The sequence below is a fragment of the Rheinheimera sp. genome (assembly GCF_030690345.1).
Taxonomy (GTDB): Bacteria; Pseudomonadota; Gammaproteobacteria; order Enterobacterales; family Alteromonadaceae; genus Alishewanella.
The window spans coordinates 207,470-231,130 of record NZ_JAUYGV010000008.1; the positions used below are offsets into that span (position 1 = coordinate 207,470).

The window sequence follows — 23,661 nt, forward strand, 5'->3', positions numbered from 1 at the left end:
AATGAAAGCAGTGATTAAAACATTCGTATTGGTTGCCGGCTTAATCAGCCTTAGCGCCTGCAGCAGTTGGGTATACCGCATAGATATTCCACAGGGTAACTTTTTAGAGCAAAAAGATATCGATAAACTGCGCGTGGCCATGACCAAAGAGCAGGTTAAATATGTACTGGGCTCACCGGTGGCAGACAACGCCTTTGACAATAATACCTGGCATTATTTTTACGCCCTCAAAGGTGGCCGCGGCGCTAACTTTGAAAAACAACTGATTGTTGAGTTTAAAGACGACAAGCTGCAAGACATTAAAGGCGACTTTGACAAGTCTGCCGAGTTTAATACGCCGCTGGATATTTAAGATTTAAGCCAGGGGCAGCTAAGTAAAAAACCAGCATTATGCTGGTTTTTTGTTATTCCGTGCCGGCTTTTACCTCGTGTGGCCGGCCACCGGTAACTTTATCGGCACGGCCCTCTTCTTTGGCTTTCTCGGCACGACGGCGGCGCAAGTCTTTTGGATCGGCTATCAGCGGCCGGTAAATTTCCACTCTGTCGCCGGCTTTTAACAGCTCGTCCAGCTTTACCGGCCGGCTCCAGATGCCGACCTTTTGCACATCAAGGTCAATATCAGTAAATTGCTGCAATATACCAGATTGTTCAATGGCTTCGCGCACCGTACAGTACCGGCTAACCGACAAGGTTAGCAAACTCTGGCGCTGTGGTAAGGCGTAGGCCACTTCTACCGTGATCTGCTCAGCCATGCTGCTCTCCGTATACCTGTTTTGCCCGCTGGGTAAAAGCCTGCACCATAGAGGCGGTTACCTCGGCAAAAATTTTGCCAAAGGCAAATTGCACCAACTTGTTGGAAAATTCAAACTCCAGTTTCAGGATCACTTTGCAAGCAGTGTCGTTTAGTGGTTGAAACTCCCAGCCGCCTTGCAACTGTTTAAACGGGCCGTCAACCAGCTGCATAGCAATGCGTTGATTGGGGTAAAGCGTATTGCGGGTGGTAAAAGTATGGCCGATACCGGCCTTGGAAACGGTAAGCGATGCCACCATCTCTGTTTCAGACCGGCTGACAATACGTGCAGAGCTGCAGCCGGGCAAAAATTGCGGGTAGTCAGGTACGGCGTTGACTAAGTCAAACATCTGCTGCGCGCTGTAAAAAACCAGCGCACTGCGCTCAATTTGTGGCATACTCTATCCCCTTAAAATCCGCCGCCGATTGTAACAGAATAACGCGCTGCAACAAGGCTTGAGCCATCGCTGACCCATAAAACAGAGCTGCGACAAATAACCAATTATGAGTAAAAAACAAACTAGTAAAAACAAAAACGGCACCATAGCGCAGAACAGAAAAGCACGGCACGAGTACTTTCTGGAAGACCGCTATGAAGCGGGCATGGCGCTGCAGGGCTGGGAATTAAAAAGTATCCGCGAGGGTAAAGTTAACCTGTCGGATTCTTATGTCATCTTACACAATGGCGAAGCTTTCCTGCAGGGTGCGCAAATTCAGCCGCTAAACAGTGCCTCCAGCCACGTAGTGTGTGACCCGGAGCGTAGCCGCAAGTTGCTGCTGCACAAACGCGAACTGGATAAGTTAATTGGCTTAAAAGAGCGCGAAGGTTTTACCCTGATAGCTACCGCCATGTACTGGAAAGCCTGCTGGGTAAAGCTGGAATTTCACTTAGCCAAAGGTAAAAAAACCTTTGATAAGCGTGACGATATTAAAGACAGAGACTGGTCACGCGAAAAAGAACGCATGATGAAACACAGTAAACGTTAAAAGATACTTGAAACTTCTGTCGCTTAACCCCATCTAATTAAGGCGACAGGAACAACGGCTAAGCGTTAAAGCAAAGTTGTACCAAGCTTCCCTTGTGTAAAGCAAAGCGGCTGCGTACAATAGCCAAACACTGTAAGTGTAAGTGTAACACCACAGAATTCGGGGCTGATTCTGGATTCGACGGGATTCACGAACTCTTAGGTGCATGCCGAGGTGCGGTAGGCCTCGTAAAAAAACCGCAAAAAACTAGTCGCAAACGACGAAACATACGCAATCGCTGCTTAATAGGCAGTAGATAGCTCTTCCCCTCACGCATGTCTGTAAGCTGAGACTCTGGAAGATCACCCCTAACAGAATCGCGTCGCGTCTTCGCCTGGAGACAACACGTTAAAACCAATCAGGCTCGCCCGACGAAAGCCTGCCATTCGGCGCTCATAGGGTTAACTAAATGAATGTGCTAAGCATGTAGTACCGACGATGTAGGTTTTTCGGACGCGGGTTCAACTCCCGCCAGCTCCACCAAATAGCAAAGGCCAGCAGAAATGCTGGCCTTTTGTTTTTCTGCTTTTGCACACTAATGCCAATATCGGTATATGCTTTTGTTAGCAAGCAAACGGAGGTGTTTATGGCTATTGGCAAGGTGATAAACTACAACAACTCTCAGTTAGTTGAACTGCCGGCTGAAGCGCATTTCCCGGATAGCGTTACGCAAGTAACCGTGCGGGTGAATGGCACAGACCGCATACTCAGCCCCGCCACCAACAGCTGGGATTCGTTTTTTAAACAAGGCCCAGCGGTAACTGATGATTTTATGGCTGAGTAAGCATCGGTCACCCAAGTCAGACTAAAAAATCTACAAACGAGATAATCATTCCACATTCCTTACATGTTAAAACTTTGGCATATGAAAGCATCATGCACGAGCGCTTTAGGTCGACGGCATTTAGCATTATTTGAAAAGCTTCTCTCGCAGTGCCTGACAAGCACCATCAAGTCCGGGAAACATGCTGCTGTGTGTAATCCCCATATGCCTTAACTCCGTCATTACAGTATTTCGCTCACTGTAAGGTATATCAAAATACCGAATCACCTTACGATCACTTTGGCCTTCAAAGTACTGAATACAGTTTTCTATGTTAGCCATATTACTGAACATCACGATTGATTGCTGAGGAGTGGCTCGAAGATTATCTCGGCTCAAAACCTCAAGGATTCGCAATGCTGGTCTCGGATCTAAGACAGAATCAGCTGCATGGGGACCAGTTAATTTCCACCCTTCTCGGTCAAAGACAAAAACACGAGCGTAACCCTCGGTTTTGGTATTTTTTTCTATGTCTTTGAAAGCAAAAAATGCAGCAACAAATGGTGAGAAGCTCCAATCAAGAAGCGGTGTCGGAAATCCATGATGTTGGCCTAAAAACATGAGTTCAGTGAACTCTTCCGGATTGTTTAAATCCAGCTTCCGATTTTGAGTTGCCGCAACTACATGTTGCAAATAGATAAGGTCATTAAAAAAGCGTCTCATGTTTCGGCGCCCCAGCCGATGAAAATGAGTTGTTAAATCAAAATCAGAACTTTTTTGTCCTCGAAAAATGAGATTTCCACTTAGCATTTCATCGCTTAAAGCTCTTTCTCTGAACTCCTTCCAACTAACAATTGAGTCTTGCGAGACTTCAAAAGTTTTCTGGGGCTCGCGATACGTAAGGATAAAGCGGCCTTTAGTTCCGATATCACTAGTCCAATCCCCTACTATTTCAAGGTTGTCATCTATTGTTCCAATAAGCTGAGCTGAGGCAGGAATACTATTTTGGAAAGGCGCGCAGTCGTCTGCAGTGTGCCAAGCATGAGCATGGAAAGTAAAATTGCTCATCTGGCCTTTAACTGTTTGTCCTTCAAGCTCCAATTTAACGTCAGAAATGGTAGAAGCCTTATCAGTATCAATATCGAAAACTAAAATGACACCAGAATTCGGAGTATCACTGTCGATATTCAATGTAACCAATCCATCGTTTGTTCCGTCATGTATGCGCCCGATCCATTGCCCTTTAAGTTCCACCCATCACCCCAAATAAAGTACAAAAATTCAATAGCTTGATTCTGGCTTATGTTTACGTTTTCAACAATAGTTAGGAAAAAACGAAAATTGTTTAATAGACAATTCCCATAGACCTTAAACCTTTAGAAAACCTTGCAGAAATTGAAAATAAAGACGTCAGAGAAAAAAGAACGAAACCTCCCCAGCTCCACCAAATAGCAAAAGGCCAGCAGAAATGCTGGCCTTTTGTTTTTCTGCTTTAAGCAATGTTAACTTTAGGTAAATTTCAGTATCCCTATTGCTGGCAGGATAATTATGCTGTAGTTTCGGTTGTGCGGCTTGCCCAGACAATTCGCTGCCAAATACCGAAAATACGATACGTACGCATGACCATCCTAAGTAACGGTCACGTAATGAATATCAAAAACTACTGCACAAAAGCGACTGGGCTATTAACTAAACTAAGACGATATGATGCTTGCATAATAGCGTGGCAAGCCTTCGCAAATACTAACTCCTAATATCACGCCGCCGCAAACCAAAACCCAAACTGATAGCCTCGATGTTATGGCTTTGCTATTGCAGAAAAGCATTTACTCCATACAGGAGTCCGGCTTTGCTGACAATTGGCGAAGATCCAACATGGTTGGCTAAATATATGGAACACAAAAACTGGGCATGATCCGCATGCTTTAGACCCGTTGGATTGATAATTAGTAGGTGATTCAAATGAATAACAAAATTGAAAAAATACAAATTTCGGAAGTTTTAGAAGAGTTAGGCTTACCACCTGATTCAGAGTATTTGGGATATCTCATACACCGGCCTGATACAGACGATTTTGTCATGTTGGCTTCTGACAATAAAGAGTGCTCTTTATGGATGTGGAGTGACACACCCGAAGGCGCATTTAAATTTCAGGATTACTCATATGTCACTAAGTTGGCTTCAATATATAACAAAGCGCCAGTAATGGTTGGGTTAGTATTCGACACTGGCAACATGCTCGTATTTACTTCGAGTACTGGGCAACTTCACTAAGATGCACAAGCAGCCTATTACCCCAAAACAGCAAAGGAGTGGTTCCGCAGGCTGCTTTTCAAGAAACAATGATGTACCTATTGCAAAAAATCAATTATACCATTACTTTTTGAACAAAGAGTTATGGAGATAAAAAATGAGTGATGGAATTGTTTCGTTTTTCAACTATACGCAATTAGGATTTTACAGAGTTGGGGATGAATACAATGAACCACTCACCATGTCTGAAATGTTATCTTCCCTACATGAATGGTTTGCGGCACGAATTTCACTAGAGGACACATTACTCTGGGATGATGAGACGCCAGGTTACTCACATAGAAAAAAAGTGTACTTGAAATCCATAAAAGTAGATCCCGACACTGGTGATTATATGCTAATTCTCTGGCGAGCAGTCGGGAATGGAGATGGTGTATATGGCATAAAAGCCGATGCAAGTTTGGACGATTCACAGCTTTATGATGCTGATGCTGCTGCCGATGGTGAGCGAGTTATATGGGGCGAAGCGTCGTATTACTGGTTTATCCCCAGTCTAGATATATTTGCCTCTATTCGATTTCCAAAATCAGTAGCGGATACAGAAATGTTGCATCGCTATTTTCGCGACTTCATTGAGTTACATAGCAACATCCGGCAGAAAGTTAGAGAAGAAAAAACTGGGGTACAAGGTGCATATATTAGTATCCATTTTCCTCCTAAAACTCCCGGTGAAACTGGCAGACTATGGTTGAGAATTAGATCAAGACAATACACCAAACTCACTACTGGAGCGGACTTAAGCAAAATAGCCAAAGACATTACCCATTTTGTATACCGTGAAGTAATTAGCGCGAGAGCAAATACTCAGAAAGATTGGACAAGATACTTCGGACATTTACCTTTTATATCAGGCACTGTTGAGAAAGAAACTAGGAAAGTTGAAGTTAATATTGAAGCAAAACCAACTGTAGCTGAACTGCGGAAAATATTCGAAAACTATGCTGCTGAGTACGGACTAGGCAAAGACAGTTGGAGAAATATAGGCTTTAGAAAAGATGGTGTTGGAGGTATTTGCTGGTTAAATAGTTTTGTCATTAAAAATACTTTGCCGGTCAACGACTCTACCGCAGGTGGTCGTGATGATAATGGTCACTACACTGTGGACAGATTGTTCAACGCATTAACTTTCACTCGTGATAGGCTATTAGCACCTTTCGCTGCAACAGAAGCTGGGGCAATAGATGTACCTGAGGCTGAGGCAGAGAATCAAGTTAAGAACTTAATTAATGAAGAATCTCACGTATCATAGACTAGAAGCATTCAAGGCCATTACATGAACAAGGCAATATTTTGGCATATAGGAATAATAACCGTAATCAGTTATCTGAGTTACACATACGGAGCTAAGATTACAAGCAACGACTTGCAACCACTTATCGCTATTTTACAAAACACATCCGCGATGATTTTTACAATTATGGGTATCTGGGTTGCATATGTTTATCCCAATGCTGTATTGAGAATTGTTCAACCATCTAAAGTTATAGCCGTATATTCAAAAGATGATCTATCACAAGTGAAAATGCTAATAGGCATAATAATATTTTCCGCCCTCATTCTATTTTTACTACTAATTGGAACAACAATTGCGACCTTCGTATCAAAAACAAACATATACAATAATAACAGCGAATTATTTTTAATTACGACAACTTTCTCTATTTTATCATTAACGTATGGGCAGTTATTTTGCATTTACCTTGTTATTGCGACGAGTGTAAACTTTGTAATTGAGCTTGAAAATATTAAAACTAAAAAAGAGCTCTCCCAAAAACTGGATGGTAAACCAGGGCCATAATTATTTATTCTGCGTTTGAAGTCAATTAATCTTAACTGACTGATATAAGAATAATATTATTAATCAAACTTCCGCCAGCAGAAATGCCGGCCTTTTGTTTTTCTGTGGTTGCCACTTCCCCTGCTGCGTCCTATCCGCTGCAGCCACCGGCTATGTTATTACAAATTCTTAATTTATTTACCGACCGGTTAACCTGAGGTTCTGTTATGGTGTGCTATAGCCTTACTTTCGGCACTTGTGCGCCGGATATCAGCGGAGTGTTTAATGAAACCTGCAATCTTATTAACCGGGCTGTGTTTACTGACGCTGGCCGGTTGTGCTACCAAGCCGGTGCAACCTGAAGCTGTGCCGGTTGACGTTGCGCCGGCTGAGACTACGCAACCAACAACCAAGCCTGTTGAGTTGTCGGCAACAGAGCAGCTTAGCAGCGGCAAAACCACCACTATTGAAACCTCCCAGGGCAGCATTGAAATTCAGCCTACCGTGGTGGATATGGCCAACCGCGACGACCCCGAAACGCCGGCAGATGAAGCAGCAGAGCAATACAATGATCCGCTGGAGGGCTGGAACCGCGCCATATTCGGTTTTAACCATGTGGCCTACTCTTATGCCTTGATCCCGCTGGTAAAAGGCTACGAGTATGTGTTGCCGGATGTGGTACGCAGCAAAATAGGTAATGCCTTTCGCAATATCCGCGAGCCACTGAGCCTGCTAAACAACCTGGCTGCCGGTGAGGTAAAAGATGCCGGTACTAACCTTGGCCGCTTTTTAATTAACAGCACAGTAGGCCTGTTGGGGTTGTTTGACCCGGCTAGCGCCTGGTTTAATTTACCGCCGGCAAAACAATCGCTGGCCGATACGCTGGCAGGCTATGACGTAGGCCCGGGCCCTTATCTGGTGCTGCCTATCCTGGGACAGAATAATCTGCGCGGCTCTACTTCTGTAGTCAGCGAAGTGCTGCTGGACCCATTGCGCCAGGTTACCTCGACACCTGATACCTATTATTTGCAAGGCGTGGATGCCGTTGACAACTTTACTGACCGCGCCAGAGTGTACGAGACACTGTACCAGCAGGCGGACGACCCCTACCTGTATTTTCGCAATCAGTTTTTACAGGGAGTAAAGCGCGATGACGCCTTCAACAACCAAACAGAGTAACGCTTGCTTCAGCGCCTGGCTGGCACAGCGCATTGTGCAGCTACGGCTGGCGATATTGCTGCTATTTACCGTACTGATCGGCGCCGCCGCATTTTTTGTGCAGCAGTTCCGCATTGATGCCTCGGCCGAAACCCTGCTGGTAAAAAACAATGCGCTGTACATTAAAACCCAGCAGGCCAATCAGCGTTTTTCACCGGACGAGTTTATTCTGGTGGCGTATAAACCGCGCAACGGCGAGCTGTTCAGTGCTGCAACGTTTGCCGATTTAACCACGCTAAGTGAGCAATACCGCAAACTGCCGCGGGTGCAAAGTGTTACCTCAATGCTCAACGTGCCGCTGCTTGCCGATGCGTCTGTGCTGACCACAGATGCCGATGTGTCAGCGCTTACCTGGCAACAGCAGCAGTACTCGCCGGCACAAATGCAACAGCTGCTGAGCAAGCACCCAATTTTTACCGATTTGCTGCTCAATAGCGCCGAAACCGCCGCCGCCATGCAGATTGTGTTTAAACCCGACGCGCAATTAGTGGCGTTGGAGCGCGATATGCTGGCCATTGAGCAACACGCCTTGCAGCGTGAACTCAGTGCAGAAGAAGATGCAGCCCTGGCACAACTGCAAAAACAAGCAGACCCGCTGCGCCAGGCGCTGGTTAAGCAGCGGCAGCAGGAAATTGCGCAGATAGAACAGATTAACCAGCAGGTGCAGCAGCGCGCCCAAACCTTTAGTGGCGGCGCCTATGTGGTAGCACAGCATCTGGTGGATATTATCAGCAGCGATTTAACCGTGTTTGGCAGTGCCATCGCCATCATTATTGCCCTGCTGTTGTTGCTGCTGTACCGCAGCCTGCGCTGGGTACTGTTTCCGCTGTTAGCCTGTACGGTCAGCGTCTGGCTTACGCTTGGCCTGTTTGCACTGCTGGATATTCGCGCTACCGTTATCTCGGCCAACTTTATTGCGCTGCAGCTTATTTTAACCCTGGCGGTGATGATCCACCTTATCGGTGCCTATCGCGACATCGCCCGCAATAACAGCACGGCCAGCCAGCAGCAACGGGTAATAATGACGTTACAGCAAAAGCTGGCGCCCTGCTTTTACGCCGCTGTTACCACCTCAATCGGCTTTGGCTCGTTAGTTTTCAGCGGTATTCAGCCGGTGGTTGATTTTGGCTTTATGATGCTGATTGCCATGCTGCTGACCATGAGTGTCAGCCTGCTGCTGTTCCCTGCTCTGCTTAGCCTGCTGAAAGCTAAAGCCGAAACCACCGACTACGCCATCCTCAGCCGTGTATTGCAGGCTGTCCGGCGTTTGGTAGCGCGTGCGCCGCTGCGTACGGCTTTTGCCGGCTTACTGCTATTTGCCCTGCTGCTGCCGGGCCTGGCGCAATTGAATGTGGAAAACAGCTTTATTAATTATTTTGCCAAAGATACCCAGGTATACCGCGAACTTAAGTTTATTGATCAGGAGTTTGGCGGTTCTACCCCGCTGGATATTGTTATTACCCTTGACCCGGCAAAAGCCAAAGCAGATTTACTGCTAAGCGCAGAGCAGTTTAATCAACTGCATCTGGCCCACGCTGTGGTGGCAGAATTTGCCGCCAGCGGTAATGTAACGTCGCTGGTTAATTTTACCACCCTGGCCAGCCAACTGAATGATGGCAAGCCGCTGACAGAGTATGAACTAAATTCTATTTACCTGTTGCTGGAGCAAAAGGTAGTTAACCAACTGGTGGGGGCTTACCTGGCCGAACAGCCGTTGCAGGTGCGTATTGCCAGCCGTATTCAGGACACGACAGAGGGGCTTAACCGCGAACTGCTGATGCAACAACTGCATCAGGATTTACAATCGGTGGGGCTGACAACCGAAGATTACAGCCTGACTAACCTGTTTGTACTGTATCAGGATATTTTATCGCGCCTGTTTGACTCGCAAATTATGACTTTAGGTTTGGTGTATCTGGCCATGGCCGTTCTTTTGCTGCTGATCTTCCGCTCGTTAAAAATTGCGCTGATAGCATTGGTGCCGAATGTATGTACCACTCTGGGGATTCTGGGCCTGATTGGCTGGCTGGGTATTCCGCTGGATATTATGACCATTACCATCGCCGCCATTGCTATGGGTATTGCCATTGATGACACCATTCACTTTGTACACAGCTATTTGCAAGCTCCGGCAGGTAAAGCTTTGCACTATGCCTTTGCCCATACCGGGCTGGCCATGCTGTTTACTTCGGTGGTTATTGCCGCCGGTTTTGCCGTTTTTGGCTTTTCCGGCTTTTTACCCAGCGTGTATTTTGGCTTACTTACCGCCGCAGCCATGCTAATGGCGCTGGCCGCCGATTTAACCATACTGCCGGCGTTGTTAAGCCGTTTTGTGCCACCGGCAACCAAGCCAGCCTGATGCAAAAAGCCGGCAATATTGCCGGCTCTGTTTTAGCTCTGCCAGGTTTATACGCTAACGTGTAAACGCACGTCGACATTGCTGCGGGTAGCGTTTGAATAAGGGCACACCTGGTGTGCTTTAGCTACTAAATCGTCTGCTGCGGCTTTATCCATGCCAGGCAGGCTGACGAATAAATCCACATCCAGGCCAAAGCCGCCTTCAATTTTACCGATACCCACTTCTGCACGCAGGCTAAGATCTGCCGGCAGGGTTTGCTTGCTCTGGCCGGCAACAAACTTCATTGCACCGATAAAGCAGGCAGAATAACCGGCAGCAAATAACTGCTCGGGGTTAGTTGCACCGCCGCCACCACCTAACTCTTTTGGTGCGGCCAGTTTAACTTCTAATAAACCATCATTTGATTTAGCTGCACCATCACGGCCGCCGGTTGACGTTACTACTGCTTTATAAAGAATATCCATCGTTATTTCCTCAGTTAAGGTTAGTTGCCGTTAGCGAACATCTGCATAATAGCTACATTTAATCTTGCGCGCAAGATAGTTGCATATAACTTTATTGCCTGAAATATAATTTGCGGTGCTATAACGTGGCCGGTTAAGTTTGCTACACTGGCGCAAAATTGCCGGATGAATACAGATGAATAAAACCTTACCACTGGAAGAGCAGCTGTGCTTTGCGCTGTACAGTGCCTCTAATGCCGTAGTACGGCTGTACCGGCCACTGCTGCAACCATTCGATCTTACCTATCCGCAGTACGTGGTACTGTTAGCCTTATGGCAACAAGATGATATCAGCCTGGGAGAACTGGGCAGTAAAACCCTGTTCGACTCCGGCACCTTAACGCCGCTGGTTAAAAAGCTGGAACTCAAAGGCTGGTTAAAGCGTATACCGTCAGCACAGGATGAACGGGTAAAAAAGGTTGTATTAACGGTTGCCGGAAAAAACCTGGAAACCAAGGTAGCTGCGGTAATGCCGGCGCTGCGCTGCCAAATTTCACTCAGCAACGAGCGCCTGATTCAGCTGCGGGCGCTGGCAAGGCAGGTTCAGCAAGATATTCAACAGCTTGAACAGTGTGTTAGCGGCTAAGCTCGAGCTAACGGGTTGCCATATTCCTGTTTCGGTGCCCGGCAACTGAATAACCGCTGAATAACATTTAATTACAGTCGTTAAAAAGTAAAGTTTTTTTCTTGCATTAAAATCATTACGTTAGCCTAAAAACCTTATAAAACGGCGCCTTCACGCCTTTTTCAGGTTTGACGTCAGCGCTAATCAAACGCATAGTAATTCCTGCCTGTGGTTTTGCAACGGAATTGACTGCGTTTATACCCCCCGGATTTGGTGTTTTCAGGCATGAAGTTCACACAATGTACATATGACTGCCTGACAATAACGGCGGCATTAACCTTTTTGGGGCGCGCAATGACTTTGCTTTCCGCAGTGCACGACACTGCTTTTATGCCATGGCTGGAACCGGCGCAAATACCTGTCAACCGGGCTGATACAGCGTTACAGTATTTTTCGCATTTTTTTCAAGCCGCGCTTGCCCGCAGTGCCGCGCAGCAGCGCGACATCTTTCGTCTACGCCATAAGGTGTATTGTGAAGAAATGGCCTTTGAACCCTGCCGCGCGAACAAACTGGAACACGACAGTTTCGACCCGCGTTCTTTACATGCCTGCATCAAATATTGTGACAAAGATACCCTGGCCGGCACAGTCAGATTAATTACCTCAGAGAATAAAGACGAACTGCTGCCGATTGAGCAGTATTTTGGCCACTGCATTACTAATCCGGTACTAACACCGCATAATTTCGACCGCCGCCATATTTGTGAAATATCCAGGTTGGCAGTGCCGGTGGAAATCCGCTGCAAACAAAGCGTGATGTCCAACGATCGCATGACAGGCCTGAATACGCGGGAAAGCCAGTGTCGCAGTGCCGTGGCGGTATCGTTGTACCTTCTTGCCATGCTGATGAGCCTGCAGTCAAAGCGGCACCATGTGTTTGTGATGATAGAACCGGCGCTGGCCAGAGTACTAAAGCGGATTGGCATTCATTTCCAGCAAATTGGCGATGTTATCCACTTTAACGGCAAGCGCGCGCCTTACTACATAGACGCCAGAACCACTTACGACACCCTGCAACATGATTATGTCGAACTGGGTAAAGTATTGGCACAGCAGTTGTTTAACGAAAAAGCAGCAGCGGCACAAACAACAGACAGCGCCGTTGCAGCTGAACTGTGCTTTAGTGCCGCCAGTTAATCAGTTAATCGGCAAAACTCACCTTGCCCATAGTAACGCCCGGTATGCCCTCACGGGCATTGCTGAATTTTTGCTTACCGCCGACTAAACATTCATTCGCCAATACGGCAAATAATACCGCTTCTTTGGCGTCAGGGTTGATGCCCAAATCTGCTGTGGTTTTAATACTGACACCCGGCAGGGCCGCCTGAATTTGTGCCATTAACAGCGGGTTATGAATACCGCCGCCGCTGGCGTAAATAACAAACTTATCCAGCTTTGCTGTAGTTTGCTTAATGGCGCTGATAATCATGTCGGCGCTAAAGCAGTTTAGCGTGGCCATAATATCGGCATGGCTTAACAGCTCTGTGCCGCTGAGCTGTTGCGCGCGCGCCAAATAAGCCAGGTTAAACACTTCCGGCCCGGTGGTTTTGGGGAAATCCAGCGCAAAAAAACCATCTTGTTTTAATGCGTCAAGTAAAGGCTCGCTTAGCTTACCGGCTTTAGCCAAGGCCGAGTCTGCATCAAAATACTGGCCAGGGTAATGCTGCTGAATAAACGCATCCATCATGGTATTGCCAGGGCCAATATCGCTGCTGAACACCGCTTCAGCGTCCAGCGTTTGCGGCAGCCAGGTAAAGTTAGCTATACCGCCGATATTCAGCATAATGCGGTTTTCTGCGCTGCTGCTAAACAATAAATAATCGCCGTATACCGCTAAAGGTGCGCCCTCGCCGCCGGCGGCAATGTGCTTTTGCCGGAAATCACTCAGGGTAATAATACCGCTGGCCATGGCTAAATGGTCACCATCGCCGATTTGCAACGTGGCATTGCCATAGTCGGCCAACTGATGCTGGCGCTTCGGGCAGTGAAAAATGGTTTGGCCGTGGCTGGCAATAATATCGACATCTGCTGCGCTTAACTGCCACTGTGCCAGGCATTGGTTAATCATGCGGCCGTGCTCCAGGCCTATCCACGGGTTTAGCAAGGTTACCGCCTGCAAGTCTACCTCACGTTTGGAAAACACCGCCTTTACCCGCTGTTTGTAGCTGCTGTCGTAGTCTACCGTGGTGAATTGCAGCAGCTTAATGCCGGTGTTCAGGCCATCGCCGCTAAGTTCACACAAGGCCACATCGAGGCCATCAAGCGAGGTGCCGCTCATCAGGCCTATTACCTTACGGCTGGGTTTGGCGGCAATAGCATACAACTGCTGAATATGACTGTGCATAGGCGTTTCCTGTGATAGTTAAAACTGACAAGCAAACTGTAGCATGAATAATTTATCCGACAACAGATGCAAAGTAACTAAATAAAATTGCATAAAACGGTGCATTGGGTTATATATTCAGAAGAAAGCAAAATTAAATGTATAAAAAATTCATAAACCCTAACCCGACATTTTGCCCAGCAACAGGGAGTATACCCGGATGACATCTTACCTCAGCAAAAAAACTCACAGCTATAATCTGCGTCGCGCGTCTAAACTGGCACTGGCGATCAATCTGGCTTTGTTCAGCCAACTTAGCATGGCACAGCAGGCCGACAGCACTGCCGGCGCAGAAAAAACCGAAGTGATCACCATTACCGGCTCGCGCATTGCCCGCACTGAACTGGTGTCTTCCAGTCCGGTGGCATCAGTAGATGAAGTGCAAATTCAGCTCGACCGCGCAGTAAACGTGGAAGACATTACCGCCAAATTACCGCAAGCCGCTGCCGGTGCCAATGCAACCGGCGCCACAGTGGGTGACTCTTTAGGCTCATCCACTATTGACCTGCGTAGCCTGGGTCAAAACCGCACCCTGGTGCTGATTAACGGCACCCGTGCGGTACCGTTCAGCTTTCGTAACTCGGTAGATGTAAACATTATTCCGGCCGGTTTAATTAAACGGGTTGACGTATTAACCGGCGGTGCAGCAGCAGTATACGGTGCCGATGCCGTAGCCGGCGTGGTGAACTTTATTATGGACGACCAGTTTAACGGTGTTGAACTGTCGGCCAGCTATGAAGCCGCTGACGGCGGTGGTGAAAAACTCAATACCGAAGCTGTATTTGGCGGTGATATTGCCAACGGCCGTGGCCATATTACCGGCTACATTGGTTACTCTGAACGTAAAGCCCTGCTGGCCGGCGAGCGCAGCTGGGCCATGCAAAACAGCGGCAGCATGATTAACACCGGCGGCTTTTATACCGACGTTGCCACGGGCAACAGCTTTGGTATCGACGATAACGGCGGCGTAACCGGCGAACGTAATACGGTAAATGTTACCGGCCAGCGCTACCTGACCCAACCGATGGACCGTTTATCGGCCGGGTTATTTTTCGGCGCTGAGCTAAACGATTATGCCGAGCTGTATGGCCGCGGCATGTACGCCAAAATAACCGTAACCGGCGCCGGTGCCAGCGGCCAAACGCCTGTTTCAGTTAATGAGCAGGTTACCTTAACGGCAGACAACCCATTTATTCCTGAGGCGGCACGCGATTTAATCAGTTTTGATGCCAACGGCAATGCATTGGTAAATGTGGAGCGAAATCTGGGGTTAGGTGTGCAAACCACCGAAGCGGTGCGTGAATCCAGCCAGTTCCAACTGGGGTTAAAAGGTGTGCTTACCGACAGCTTAAGCTACGATATTTACGCCCAGTATGGCCGTACCGACGAAACCTCCAGCATTCATAACAATGCCTATAAAAACAACAACAGCGGTGCCAGCCGTTTTGCTGCGCTGGCCAATACGGTAGATATTTTTGACCCACTGCTGGATTTAAGCTCGTTCAGCTCACCTTTGCTGTACTCCAATCGCGAGCGCACGCAAAGTGTAATGGCCGCTACGCTGTCGGGTGATTCTGCGCCACTGTTTGAATTACCGGCCGGCAGCGTTAGTTATGCACTGGGTTATGAATACCGCAAAGAAACCGGTAAACAGCTGCCTGGCGATGCGTTTCGTAACGGCACCAGTTTTGCGGCAGTAAGTGTGTTTGATATGGACGCCGGCTTTGACAGCAAAGAAGTGTATGCCGAAGTACTGGTGCCGCTGCTGTTTGATAAACCGTTTTTCGACCAGCTGGATTTTGAAGGGGCGTACCGCATTTCAGAATATTCCAATACCGATGCCGAAAACACCTGGAAGCTGGGCCTGAACTGGGCGATTAACAGCGATGTGCGTATTCGCGCCAGCCGCCAAACCGCCTTTCGCGCGCCTAATTTAGGTGAGTTTGCCAGCCCGATCACGGCCTTGTCACTGGCGTTATTTGACCAAACCAGCGAACAGTTTGTGCCGCGCTTTGCCGGCCGCTTTGACGGCGACCCGTGCTTACTGGGCACCGGCAATGCTGAGCAGTGTGCCCGCTACGGTGCCGCGCCGGCCGGCACACCGTTTGATGCCGCTACCGCCAGCTACACCTTTGGCGGTAACCCGGACATTAAGCCGGAACAGGCCGAATCCTCGACCCTGGGCGTGGTGTATACCCCATCTTACCTCAGTGGTTTTGATGTTACGCTGGATTACTACACGATAAAAATTACCGATGCGGTAAGCCAAATTCAACCGGCAGCAGCACTTAAAAACTGCTACATCGACAACCCGGTAGCCGGCAACCCTTTGTGTGATGCAGTGCAGCGTGACCCGCAAACCGGCCTGATCAGCACAGCTATAGTAAATGACTTTAACCTGGCAGCAGTACGCCAGGACGGTGTTGACCTGGCGGCCAACTATCGCTTTACCGCTCCTGAGGTAATGGGTGGCAGCATGAAGTTGGCGTATCATGCCACTATAATTACCAAACAAACGCGGCAGAATAACGCCACTGTAGCGGCGATTGACTGTAAAGGCACCTTTGGTAGTGCCTGCTCCGGCGACTTTGCCAGTGTGCTGCAGGCCGACTACAAGCACCGCGTTACGCTGGACTGGAACCTCGACACTGTTGGCGTGCAGTTAGGCTGGCGCCGTATTGGTGAGGTAGAAAATGCAGCGGATCGCAGTATCAGCATCAGCGCACAAAACTACCTTGATCTGGCCGCATCCTGGCAAGCCAGTGATGAGCTGAGCCTGACCGCCGGTATCGACAACCTGCTGGACAAAGAGCCGCCACTGCCGTTGTCCGGTGCCAACCACTTTAATACCGTAAGCGACTACCCGGTAACGGGCCGTACCTTAGGTGTTTCACTGCGTTACACACCCGCGTTCTAATCCCGGACCGGTGTTTCCCGGCCTGTATTGCAGGCCGGGCTTTTCAATTTGCTCCGGTCATAATAAGCTGCGGGTTAAACCCGTTTTATTACGCTGTGCTCTGTGCCGGCAAACAGGACTACCGGATGTCTGTACTTGATAAAATTGAAGCACTGCGCGAGAAATTCCCCCGCGCCGAACAACAACTGGCGGAATATATCCTCGCTAATCCTCAACAAATCCGCGATATGCCGTCGCAGTTGCTGGCGCAAATGGTTGGCATCAGTCAGGCCAGTGTGGTGCGTTTCAGCCAAAAGCTGGGCTATAAAGGTTACCCCGATTTTAAATTTGCCCTAAGCGACACCCTGCACCTGCAAACACCGACTGACAGCACCGCTAAATTACACGGCGAAATTTCGCTGGACGACAATTTCAGTATCATGAGCCAAAAGCTGTTGGCCGGTAAAATCAATGTGCTGCAAAAAACCCATGCTGTTAACCCGCAAGCCAGTTATGAGCAAGCTACCGCACTGCTGCTGAATGCCAAGCGCGTGCTGTTATGCGGTAAGGGCGGCTCAGCCCTGGTAGCAAAAGACTTTTCCTACAAGCTGCAAAAACTGGGCATGGCGGCACTGGCCGAAACCGACACTCATGTGCAGCTGGCTAATATTGCCAACTACACCGGCGAAGATGTGCTGGTGGTGTTAAGTGAGTCGGGCGAAACCGCCGATAGCGTAAAAATTACCGAGCAAGCCGCCATTAACGGCGTGCAAATTATCAGTATTACCGCCTATGGCAACAACAGCGTAACCAAACTGGCCGGGGTAAAACTTTATACCGTGGCCGATGAAAGCTCAGCGCGGTTATCGTCAATATTAGCCCGCAATGCCCAGGAGCTGGTGATTGACACCCTGTTTATTCTGCTCACCCAAAGCTGCCCGCAAGGTCGTAAAAAGCTGGCTGCCTCTAACCTGGCGGTAGATACCTTTTTGGCACGCAAACGCTGATAACGTAACCAGCAACATCAGGCAACGCAAAATAAAAAACCCCGCGCCAAACGGCACGGGGTGTCAGATGAAAAGACAAAGGACAAGGATAGACGTAGTTTGGTGGTGACGTTCAGTTCGCGGGGGAAGTAGCAGATCCAGCTGCTACCCCCTCGCTCACTCGCTCCCGAAAAGTTCCACCAACTCTTTCCGGGCTGCTTACTTTACCGACGCGACGAATTCAGGGTAGGCTTCAATACCACACTCTGACGCATCAACGCCTTCATACTCGGCTTCTTCGCTAACACGAATGCCTATTGCCAGTTTCAATACGTACCACACCACCAGGCTGGTAACGAATACCCAGGCGAAAATCGCCGCGGCGCCAACCAACTGGCCAACAAAACTGCTACCTTCTTTGGTCAGCGGCACTAATAACAGGCCGAATAAGCCAACCACACCGTGCACTGAAATCGCGCCTACAGGGTCATCAATTTTCAGCTTATCCAGACCGATAATAGAGGCCACAACCAAGACACCGCCAACAGCACCAAACAAGGTTGCCTGCAGTGCAGTAGGCGTGGATGGCTCAGCAGTTATGGCCACTAAACCCGCCAGCGCACCGTTTAATGCCATGGTTAAATCCGCTTTACGGAACAGCACTACCGACAATGCCAACGCAGCTATAGCACCTGCAGCAGCAGCGGCATTGGTGTTCAAAAATACTACCGCTACAGCATTGGCGTTGCTGATATCGCCCAGTTTTAATACCGAGCCACCGTTAAAGCCAAACCAACCCATCCACAAAATTAAGGTACCCAGGGTAGCCATTGGCATATTGGCACCGGGGATGGCATTTACTTTACCTTCTTTGCTGTACTTGCCTTTACGTGCGCCCAACAGCAATACACCCGCCAGGGCAGCAGCGGCACCGGCCATATGCACTATGCCTGAGCCGGCAAAGTCAGAGAAACCGAACTGATCATCCAGATTAATACCAAACATGCCCTCTGCGCCCCAAGTCCAGGAGCCGTGTACCGGATAGATAAAACCGGTCATCACCACAGCAAACGCAAGGAAAGCCCACAGTTTCATCCGCTCTGCTACTGCACCGGAGACAATTGACATGGCGGTAGCCACAAACACTACCTGGAAGAAGAAGTCAGAGGCTGTTGAATACACCGCACCGCCGGTGAAGCCGTCTTCGCGTTCGGCAAAGCTGGTTAGCGTAGCGTCAACATCAACACCGCCAATACCGCTTAAGAAGAACTCACCGCCATACATAAAGGCGTAACCGCATATCAGGTACATAATGCAGGCGATAGAATACAGGGCCACGTTTTTCGTTAAAATTTCTGTGGTGTTTTTTGCCCGCACCAAGCCTGCTTCTAACATCGAAAAGCCGGCCGCCATCCACATCACCAATACTCCGCAGATCAGGAAGTAAAAGGTGTCCATCGCATATTGTAAGTGATAAATTTGCTCTTGCATGATAACAGCTCCTTATATGGCTTCAGCGTCAGATTCGCCGGTGCGGATCCGCACAGCTTGTTCCAGGTCGTAAACGAAAATTTTACCGTCGCCGATACGGCCGGTATGGGCAGCTTTCTGAATAGCCTCAATTAAGCGGTCTACCTGATCGTCCAGCGTGGCAATTTCCAGTTTTACCTTTGGCAGAAAATCAACCTGATACTCAGCACCACGATATAACTCGGTGTGTCCTTTCTGACGGCCGAAACCTTTTACTTCTGTTACCGTTAAACCTTCTACCCCAATGTCAGCAATGGCTTCGCGTACATCGTCCAGTTTAAACGGCTTGATGATGGCACATACAAGCTTCATAGCGTTTTCCTTTTACTTTTCTTGTGCGATTGCACAATAGACAAGAAAACCTTGTGCCACTTTTATTTTTATGTTTAATATCAACTATATAAAAATACAAACGCAACTATTAGCTTATAAAATGCACCACTATGGTGCAGTTAATCCCTCTGGCTGTGCAGCAGAAATTGCTGCGACTGCTGTATTGCGCAGCAAGTAATTACTACTATGCTTAAGGCATTAACTGCAGATACTTAACCGTGTCAGTACCCAAGGCTTTTGTTATGCACCGGGTTTTCACCAGGCAGCGCCCGTTATCATTGTTACGGTTGGCTATCCTCACATTGGCGCTGTCATTTTCGCTGTATCCGTCGGCTTCTCCTGTATCACCACCGACATCGCGTTTTGCGAGACTGGATATTCAGCACGGCTTATCTCAAACCACTGTCACCGCCCTGGCGCAGGATAACGCCGGCAATATCTGGATTGGCACGCAAAATGGCCTGAACCGTTATGATGGCTTTGCGGTAACCGTGTTCCGGCCCGAGCCGAAACAGAGCAACGCTATCAGTGATAACTTTGTTACCGCACTGCAGGTGGATCAGCAAGGCGTGATTTGGGTTGGCACCCTGAACGGCCTGAACCGGTTTGACCCCGAACAGGGCCGGTTTGAAAGTATCCGCCTGGCCGGCACCGATGCCGGGGCAGAAGACGTGGTGTTGTCCTTGCATCTGGATACACAGCAACAGCTCTGGGTTGGCACTAATCAGGGCCTGGCGAAGTGGCATGCGCCATCGCAAAGTCTGCAGCGGCAAAGCCATAACGGTCAACACAGCACAGTGCCGGCAAACAGCAATATCACCGCCATATCTGCCGATACTGCAGGCCGGTTATGGCTGGGTACGCCGCGTGGTTTGGCACGCTTTGAGCCGCACAATGGCCAACTTAACACCGTGCCGGACTTTCCGTTGCCGCATGCCTCAGTGATGGCGCTACACCATGACAAAGCCGGCCGGCTCTGGGTAGGGCTGGAACATGACGGGCTGCTGATGCACGACCCCGCCACCGGGCGCTGGACGCAAATTGCTGTCAGCAGTTACGCCAGCGGTGTCAGCAGTAACGAAATTCGCAGTATTACCATGGCAACAGACGGCGATGTCTGGGTTGGCAGCCAGCATGAATTGAGCCGGTTACGCCTGGTTGACGGTCGCTGGCAACAGCAGGCGAGCTACTATCATCAGCGCCACAATCCGGCCAGCCTTGGTAGCGGTAAAGTGGTATCGTTACTGGAAGATCGTGACGGCAGCATCTGGGTCGGCACCTGGAATGGCGGCGTATCGCGTCTTAACCGTGCCAATAACCTGTTTGCCAGTATTACGCCGGACTTGCCGTTAATGGCAGCCGCACGCAACCCTGCCACCATTAGTCTGGTTACCGATAAAGATCGGCTCTGGGCCGGCACCGCAGACGGCCTGTTTCAGCTTAATGTAGCCGACAGCAGCTTTACACCGGTGGCGGATGACACTCTGCGCTATACCTTTTACAGCGCCCTGGCCCGACAGCAGCACCTTTGGTTTGGCCATGCGCGGGGGATCAGCACGCTTAACAAGCAAAGCGGACAATATCAGGATCTGACACTGCCGCCCTCTGTCCGTGCCGGCCCGGTGCGGCGAATGTGGGCCAATGCAGAGCAGCTGTGGCTGGCGATAGATCAGTTTGGTATCGTCATTTTGGATTACAGTGCTAAGCACCTGCTGGCACAACAGCCGCTTAGTCGTGCTGTTACCTTTATCCGCCCGTTAGGGCAACGTTATGTGTTAGTAGGCTCGTATAGTGGCTTATCCTGGTTTGATGCCCAAAGCGGACGGCTGCTGTTTGAACACAAACTGGCCGCCGGCGGCGATAACAGTGCCGCTACCCTGCCGTCGGCACCGATGGCATACCTGAGCGGCGCGGACGGTCGCCACTGGCTGGCCAGCAATGGCAATGGTTTATTAGAGCTGCTGGTACACGACAGCGCCATAACACCAGCCAAAGTCAGCTTTAAGCAGTATGCTGAGGCTCAAGGCCTGGCCAGTGGCCAGTTAAAAGCCGCCGCGTTGGATAGCAAGGGCAATATCTGGCTGAGCACAGCCTTTGGTATCTCGGTGTTTAATCCGGCCACAGCGCACTTTCGCAACTTCGGTTATCGCCATGGTACGCTGCGCCGCGATTACATTAACGCCTCTGCGGCCAGCTTTGCCGATGGCACTATCGCCTTTGGTGGTATTGACGGCTTCACCCTGTTCCAACCAGAGCAGGTATTGGCTTATCATCCCGGGCCAATTGCTGCGCCAGCCATAGTGGCGCTGGATATTAATGACACCGGCACAGAACGCAGCAACAGCAGCCGCGAGGCGATACTGGCAAATGTGCTGTATAAGCAGCATAAACTGACAGTTCCTGCTGCCGGCGCGCGCAGTTTCAGCGTCGGTTATTCTACCCGCGAGTTTATTGAAACCGATCAGGTGCAATTTCAATACCGGTTGGATCCGGTATCTGACGATTGGCTCAGTCAGGATAGCGCTAACCGTACCGCCCGCTTCGAGCGTTTGCCACCGGGACATTATCAGTTAAGGTTGCGTGCCGGTTTACCACAAACCGGTTGGAGCGACGAAACCCGGCTTGACGTTGAGGTACTGCCACTGTGGTGGGAAACCTGGTGGGCGCGGGTACTGCTGCTTAGCCTGCTGCTATCAGTGCCGCTGGGCTTACATTTTTTGCGCTTAACCCGGCTGAAAAAGCAGCAGGAAGAACTGGCGTGGCTGGTGAGGGCACGCACCGAAGCGCTGAACGACAGAACCAAAGCACTGGAGGAGTCGAAGAACAAAGCCGAGCAAACGCTACAGCAGCTGGAATCGACGATGAAAGAGCTGGTGCGCACCGAAAAAATGGCTGCGCTGGGACAATTGGTGGCAGGTGTAGCACATGAGGTGAATACCCCGCTGGGTGTAGCGTTAACTGCCAACAGCGTGGTAACGGAAGAAAGTGTACTACTACAGAAAAAACTGGCCAGCGGTAATATCCGCCGTCAGGAGCTGGACGATTATTTGTATAAACTGACCCAAGCCGGACGTTTGCTGGATCACAACCTGCAACGCGCAGCGCAATTGGTGGCTAACTTTAAACAAGTATCAGTTGATCGCACCGCCGACAACCAGCGCCGGTTTAATCTGGCGCTGTACTTAGATGAGCTGCTGGAGAGCTTAAGTTTAATGTGGCGCAGCCAGCAAATCCGTCTGCGGGTTAACTGCCCCGACGACATCGAAATGGAGAGCTTCCCCGGCACTATTGGCCAGATCATTACTAATATGACGCAAAATGCCATAGTGCATGGCTTTAAAGACAGCGACAGTGGCGAGATTATCCTCAGTTGCACCAACAAAGAGCAGTGGGTCGAAATTATCTTTGCTGATAACGGCGCAGGTATCAGCAGCGATAACCTGGAGCAGATTTTCGATCCGTTCTTTACCACTAATCGTCATCAGGGTGGTACCGGGCTGGGCCTGCATATTGTGTTTAATCTGATCACGCAAAAGCTGGGCGGCAGTATCACGGTGGCCAGTACGCCCGGCGCCGGCACCCGCTTTACATTGCTGTTACCCCGCCAGCTAAAACAGCCTTAACCTTGCTGCTGCGTTAATCTGCCAGAAACTGCTGCCATTCGCGCAGCAGTTTCAGTAAATCTTCCAGACCGCATTGCGTTTGCATGCCATGCTCGTCCAGCTGTAAATCGTCATCCGCCAATTTATCTTGTTGTCGCTGCGGCAACTGCTCTGTGCCGGTATAGAACAGTGTGTTGTGGCTTAATGTCACCTCGCCGTTTTCTACCTCCAGCAAAAACTCCCTGCCCTGATATTGCATACTCTGGCGCGGTTTAAGCGCGTTTAATTGCTGCAACAGCGGCGTATAGGCCTCAGCTTGCTGGCCAAATTCGTCCAGCAAAAAACGGCCCAACACCTCATGCTCTGCCGCCAGCCTGATGCTGAACTGCAAGGTATTGCGATCGTAAATAAAGTCGTATTCCATACATCTCGTCCGTACAAAGGAAATGGCTGATGGTTATTTGCGCAGCTTCTCCATGGCGGGTTTGCATCCCCAATGGGGCGACACAGGGTGTCTGAGCGAACGCGCAGCGGGCGCGAGTTACTGTGGCGAGCCC

21 protein-coding genes and 1 other RNA gene are annotated in these 23,661 nt (G+C 49.5%); 14 read left to right on the top strand and 8 right to left on the bottom strand.

The features are described from left to right. The first annotated feature begins 1 nt into the window (after nucleotide 1). Nucleotides 2-352, top strand: coding sequence for an outer membrane protein assembly factor BamE (locus Q8O77_RS15905; RefSeq protein WP_305555399.1), 351 nt, complete (start codon nucleotides 2-4; stop codon nucleotides 350-352). Between the two features lie 52 nt (nucleotides 353-404). Here the strand turns inward: Q8O77_RS15905 and Q8O77_RS15910 are convergent, their stop codons facing one another. Then, on the bottom strand, nucleotides 405-752 hold the full coding sequence (locus Q8O77_RS15910; RefSeq protein ID WP_305555402.1) for an RnfH family protein: 348 nt from the start codon (nucleotides 750-752) through the stop codon (nucleotides 405-407). Then, nucleotides 745-1,188: a type II toxin-antitoxin system RatA family toxin gene (locus Q8O77_RS15915; RefSeq protein ID WP_305555405.1), complete on the bottom strand. Its 444-nt coding sequence runs from the start codon at nucleotides 1,186-1,188 to the stop codon at nucleotides 745-747. The genes Q8O77_RS15910 and Q8O77_RS15915 overlap by 8 nt, the downstream gene beginning before the upstream one ends. Nucleotides 1,189-1,294: 106 nt before the next feature. Between Q8O77_RS15915 and smpB the strand changes: the two genes are divergently transcribed. The 3 genes from smpB (at nucleotide 1,295) to vapB (ending at nucleotide 2,600) form a co-directional block, all read left to right on the top strand. Further along, nucleotides 1,295-1,777, top strand: coding sequence for an SsrA-binding protein SmpB (smpB, locus tag Q8O77_RS15920; protein WP_305555408.1), 483 nt, complete (start codon nucleotides 1,295-1,297; stop codon nucleotides 1,775-1,777). A gap of 161 nt (nucleotides 1,778-1,938) precedes the next feature. Next, nucleotides 1,939-2,299: a transfer-messenger RNA gene (gene ssrA / locus Q8O77_RS15925) on the top strand. Nucleotides 2,300-2,402: 103 nt separating this feature from the next. Further along, on the top strand, nucleotides 2,403-2,600 hold the full coding sequence (vapB, locus tag Q8O77_RS15930; protein ID WP_305555411.1) for a type II toxin-antitoxin system VapB family antitoxin: 198 nt from the start codon (nucleotides 2,403-2,405) through the stop codon (nucleotides 2,598-2,600). Nucleotides 2,601-2,726: 126 nt separating this feature from the next. On the opposite strand, the gene Q8O77_RS15935 is transcribed toward vapB, so the two are convergent. Next, complete coding sequence (locus Q8O77_RS15935; protein WP_305555414.1) at nucleotides 2,727-3,833, bottom strand: FRG domain-containing protein; 1,107 nt, start codon at nucleotides 3,831-3,833, stop codon at nucleotides 2,727-2,729. 708 nt (nucleotides 3,834-4,541) lie between these two features. Here Q8O77_RS15935 and Q8O77_RS15940 point away from each other — a divergent pair. The 5 genes from Q8O77_RS15940 (at nucleotide 4,542) to Q8O77_RS15960 (ending at nucleotide 10,246) form a co-directional block, all read left to right on the top strand. After that, nucleotides 4,542-4,853, top strand: a complete 312-nt coding sequence (locus Q8O77_RS15940; protein ID WP_305555417.1) for a hypothetical protein — start codon at nucleotides 4,542-4,544, stop codon at nucleotides 4,851-4,853. Nucleotides 4,854-4,989: 136 nt separating this feature from the next. Further along, complete coding sequence (locus Q8O77_RS15945; protein ID WP_305555420.1) at nucleotides 4,990-6,141, top strand: hypothetical protein; 1,152 nt, start codon at nucleotides 4,990-4,992, stop codon at nucleotides 6,139-6,141. Between the two features lie 24 nt (nucleotides 6,142-6,165). Continuing rightward, nucleotides 6,166-6,690 (top strand): hypothetical protein, encoded by a 525-nt coding sequence (locus Q8O77_RS15950; RefSeq protein ID WP_305555423.1) that lies wholly within the window; start codon nucleotides 6,166-6,168, stop codon nucleotides 6,688-6,690. 264 nt (nucleotides 6,691-6,954) lie between these two features. Next, nucleotides 6,955-7,848 carry a VacJ family lipoprotein gene (locus Q8O77_RS15955; protein WP_305555426.1) on the top strand — a complete coding sequence of 298 codons (894 nt, stop codon included), beginning with the start codon at nucleotides 6,955-6,957 and terminating at the stop codon, nucleotides 7,846-7,848. Continuing rightward, on the top strand, nucleotides 7,820-10,246 hold the full coding sequence (locus Q8O77_RS15960; protein WP_305555429.1) for an RND family transporter: 2,427 nt from the start codon (nucleotides 7,820-7,822) through the stop codon (nucleotides 10,244-10,246). The genes Q8O77_RS15955 and Q8O77_RS15960 overlap by 29 nt, the downstream gene beginning before the upstream one ends. Nucleotides 10,247-10,293: 47 nt before the next feature. On the opposite strand, the gene Q8O77_RS15965 is transcribed toward Q8O77_RS15960, so the two are convergent. Next, complete coding sequence (locus Q8O77_RS15965) at nucleotides 10,294-10,710, bottom strand: organic hydroperoxide resistance protein (RefSeq protein ID WP_371133502.1); 417 nt, start codon at nucleotides 10,708-10,710, stop codon at nucleotides 10,294-10,296. Nucleotides 10,711-10,885: 175 nt separating this feature from the next. Between Q8O77_RS15965 and Q8O77_RS15970 the strand changes: the two genes are divergently transcribed. Then, the gene (locus tag Q8O77_RS15970; protein WP_305555432.1) at nucleotides 10,886-11,335 is read left to right on the top strand and encodes a MarR family winged helix-turn-helix transcriptional regulator; all 450 of its coding nucleotides are present in this window, start codon (nucleotides 10,886-10,888) and stop codon (nucleotides 11,333-11,335) included. Between the two features lie 333 nt (nucleotides 11,336-11,668). Next, entirely contained in the window at nucleotides 11,669-12,511 is an 843-nt protein-coding gene (locus Q8O77_RS15975) for a PEP-CTERM/exosortase system-associated acyltransferase (RefSeq protein ID WP_305555435.1), read from the top strand. A 4-nt stretch (nucleotides 12,512-12,515) separates the two neighbouring features. Here Q8O77_RS15975 and Q8O77_RS15980 read toward each other — a convergent pair whose 3' ends face one another. Further along, nucleotides 12,516-13,718, bottom strand: a complete 1,203-nt coding sequence (locus Q8O77_RS15980; protein ID WP_305555438.1) for an anhydro-N-acetylmuramic acid kinase — start codon at nucleotides 13,716-13,718, stop codon at nucleotides 12,516-12,518. Between the two features lie 199 nt (nucleotides 13,719-13,917). On the opposite strand from Q8O77_RS15980, the gene Q8O77_RS15985 reads away from it, so the two are divergent. Both Q8O77_RS15985 and Q8O77_RS15990 read left to right on the top strand, forming a co-directional pair. After that, the gene (locus tag Q8O77_RS15985; RefSeq protein ID WP_305555441.1) at nucleotides 13,918-16,674 is read left to right on the top strand and encodes a TonB-dependent receptor domain-containing protein; all 2,757 of its coding nucleotides are present in this window, start codon (nucleotides 13,918-13,920) and stop codon (nucleotides 16,672-16,674) included. A 125-nt stretch (nucleotides 16,675-16,799) separates the two neighbouring features. After that, on the top strand, nucleotides 16,800-17,660 hold the full coding sequence (locus Q8O77_RS15990) for a MurR/RpiR family transcriptional regulator (protein ID WP_305555444.1): 861 nt from the start codon (nucleotides 16,800-16,802) through the stop codon (nucleotides 17,658-17,660). 198 nt (nucleotides 17,661-17,858) lie between these two features. Here the strand turns inward: Q8O77_RS15990 and Q8O77_RS15995 are convergent, their stop codons facing one another. Together Q8O77_RS15995 and glnK are read right to left on the bottom strand one after the other, a co-directional pair. After that, on the bottom strand, nucleotides 17,859-19,130 hold the full coding sequence (locus Q8O77_RS15995; protein WP_305555447.1) for an ammonium transporter: 1,272 nt from the start codon (nucleotides 19,128-19,130) through the stop codon (nucleotides 17,859-17,861). Nucleotides 19,131-19,142: 12 nt separating this feature from the next. Beyond that, nucleotides 19,143-19,481 (bottom strand): P-II family nitrogen regulator, encoded by a 339-nt coding sequence (gene glnK, locus Q8O77_RS16000; RefSeq protein WP_008217600.1) that lies wholly within the window; start codon nucleotides 19,479-19,481, stop codon nucleotides 19,143-19,145. Between the two features lie 263 nt (nucleotides 19,482-19,744). On the opposite strand from glnK, the gene Q8O77_RS16005 reads away from it, so the two are divergent. Beyond that, a complete protein-coding gene (locus tag Q8O77_RS16005) occupies nucleotides 19,745-23,125 on the top strand; it encodes a sensor histidine kinase (RefSeq protein ID WP_305555454.1) in 3,381 nt (1,126 codons plus the stop codon). Nucleotides 23,126-23,138: 13 nt separating this feature from the next. Here Q8O77_RS16005 and Q8O77_RS16010 read toward each other — a convergent pair whose 3' ends face one another. Continuing rightward, entirely contained in the window at nucleotides 23,139-23,528 is a 390-nt protein-coding gene (locus Q8O77_RS16010) for a YacL family protein (RefSeq protein WP_305555457.1), read from the bottom strand. Nucleotides 23,529-23,661 lie beyond the last annotated feature (133 nt).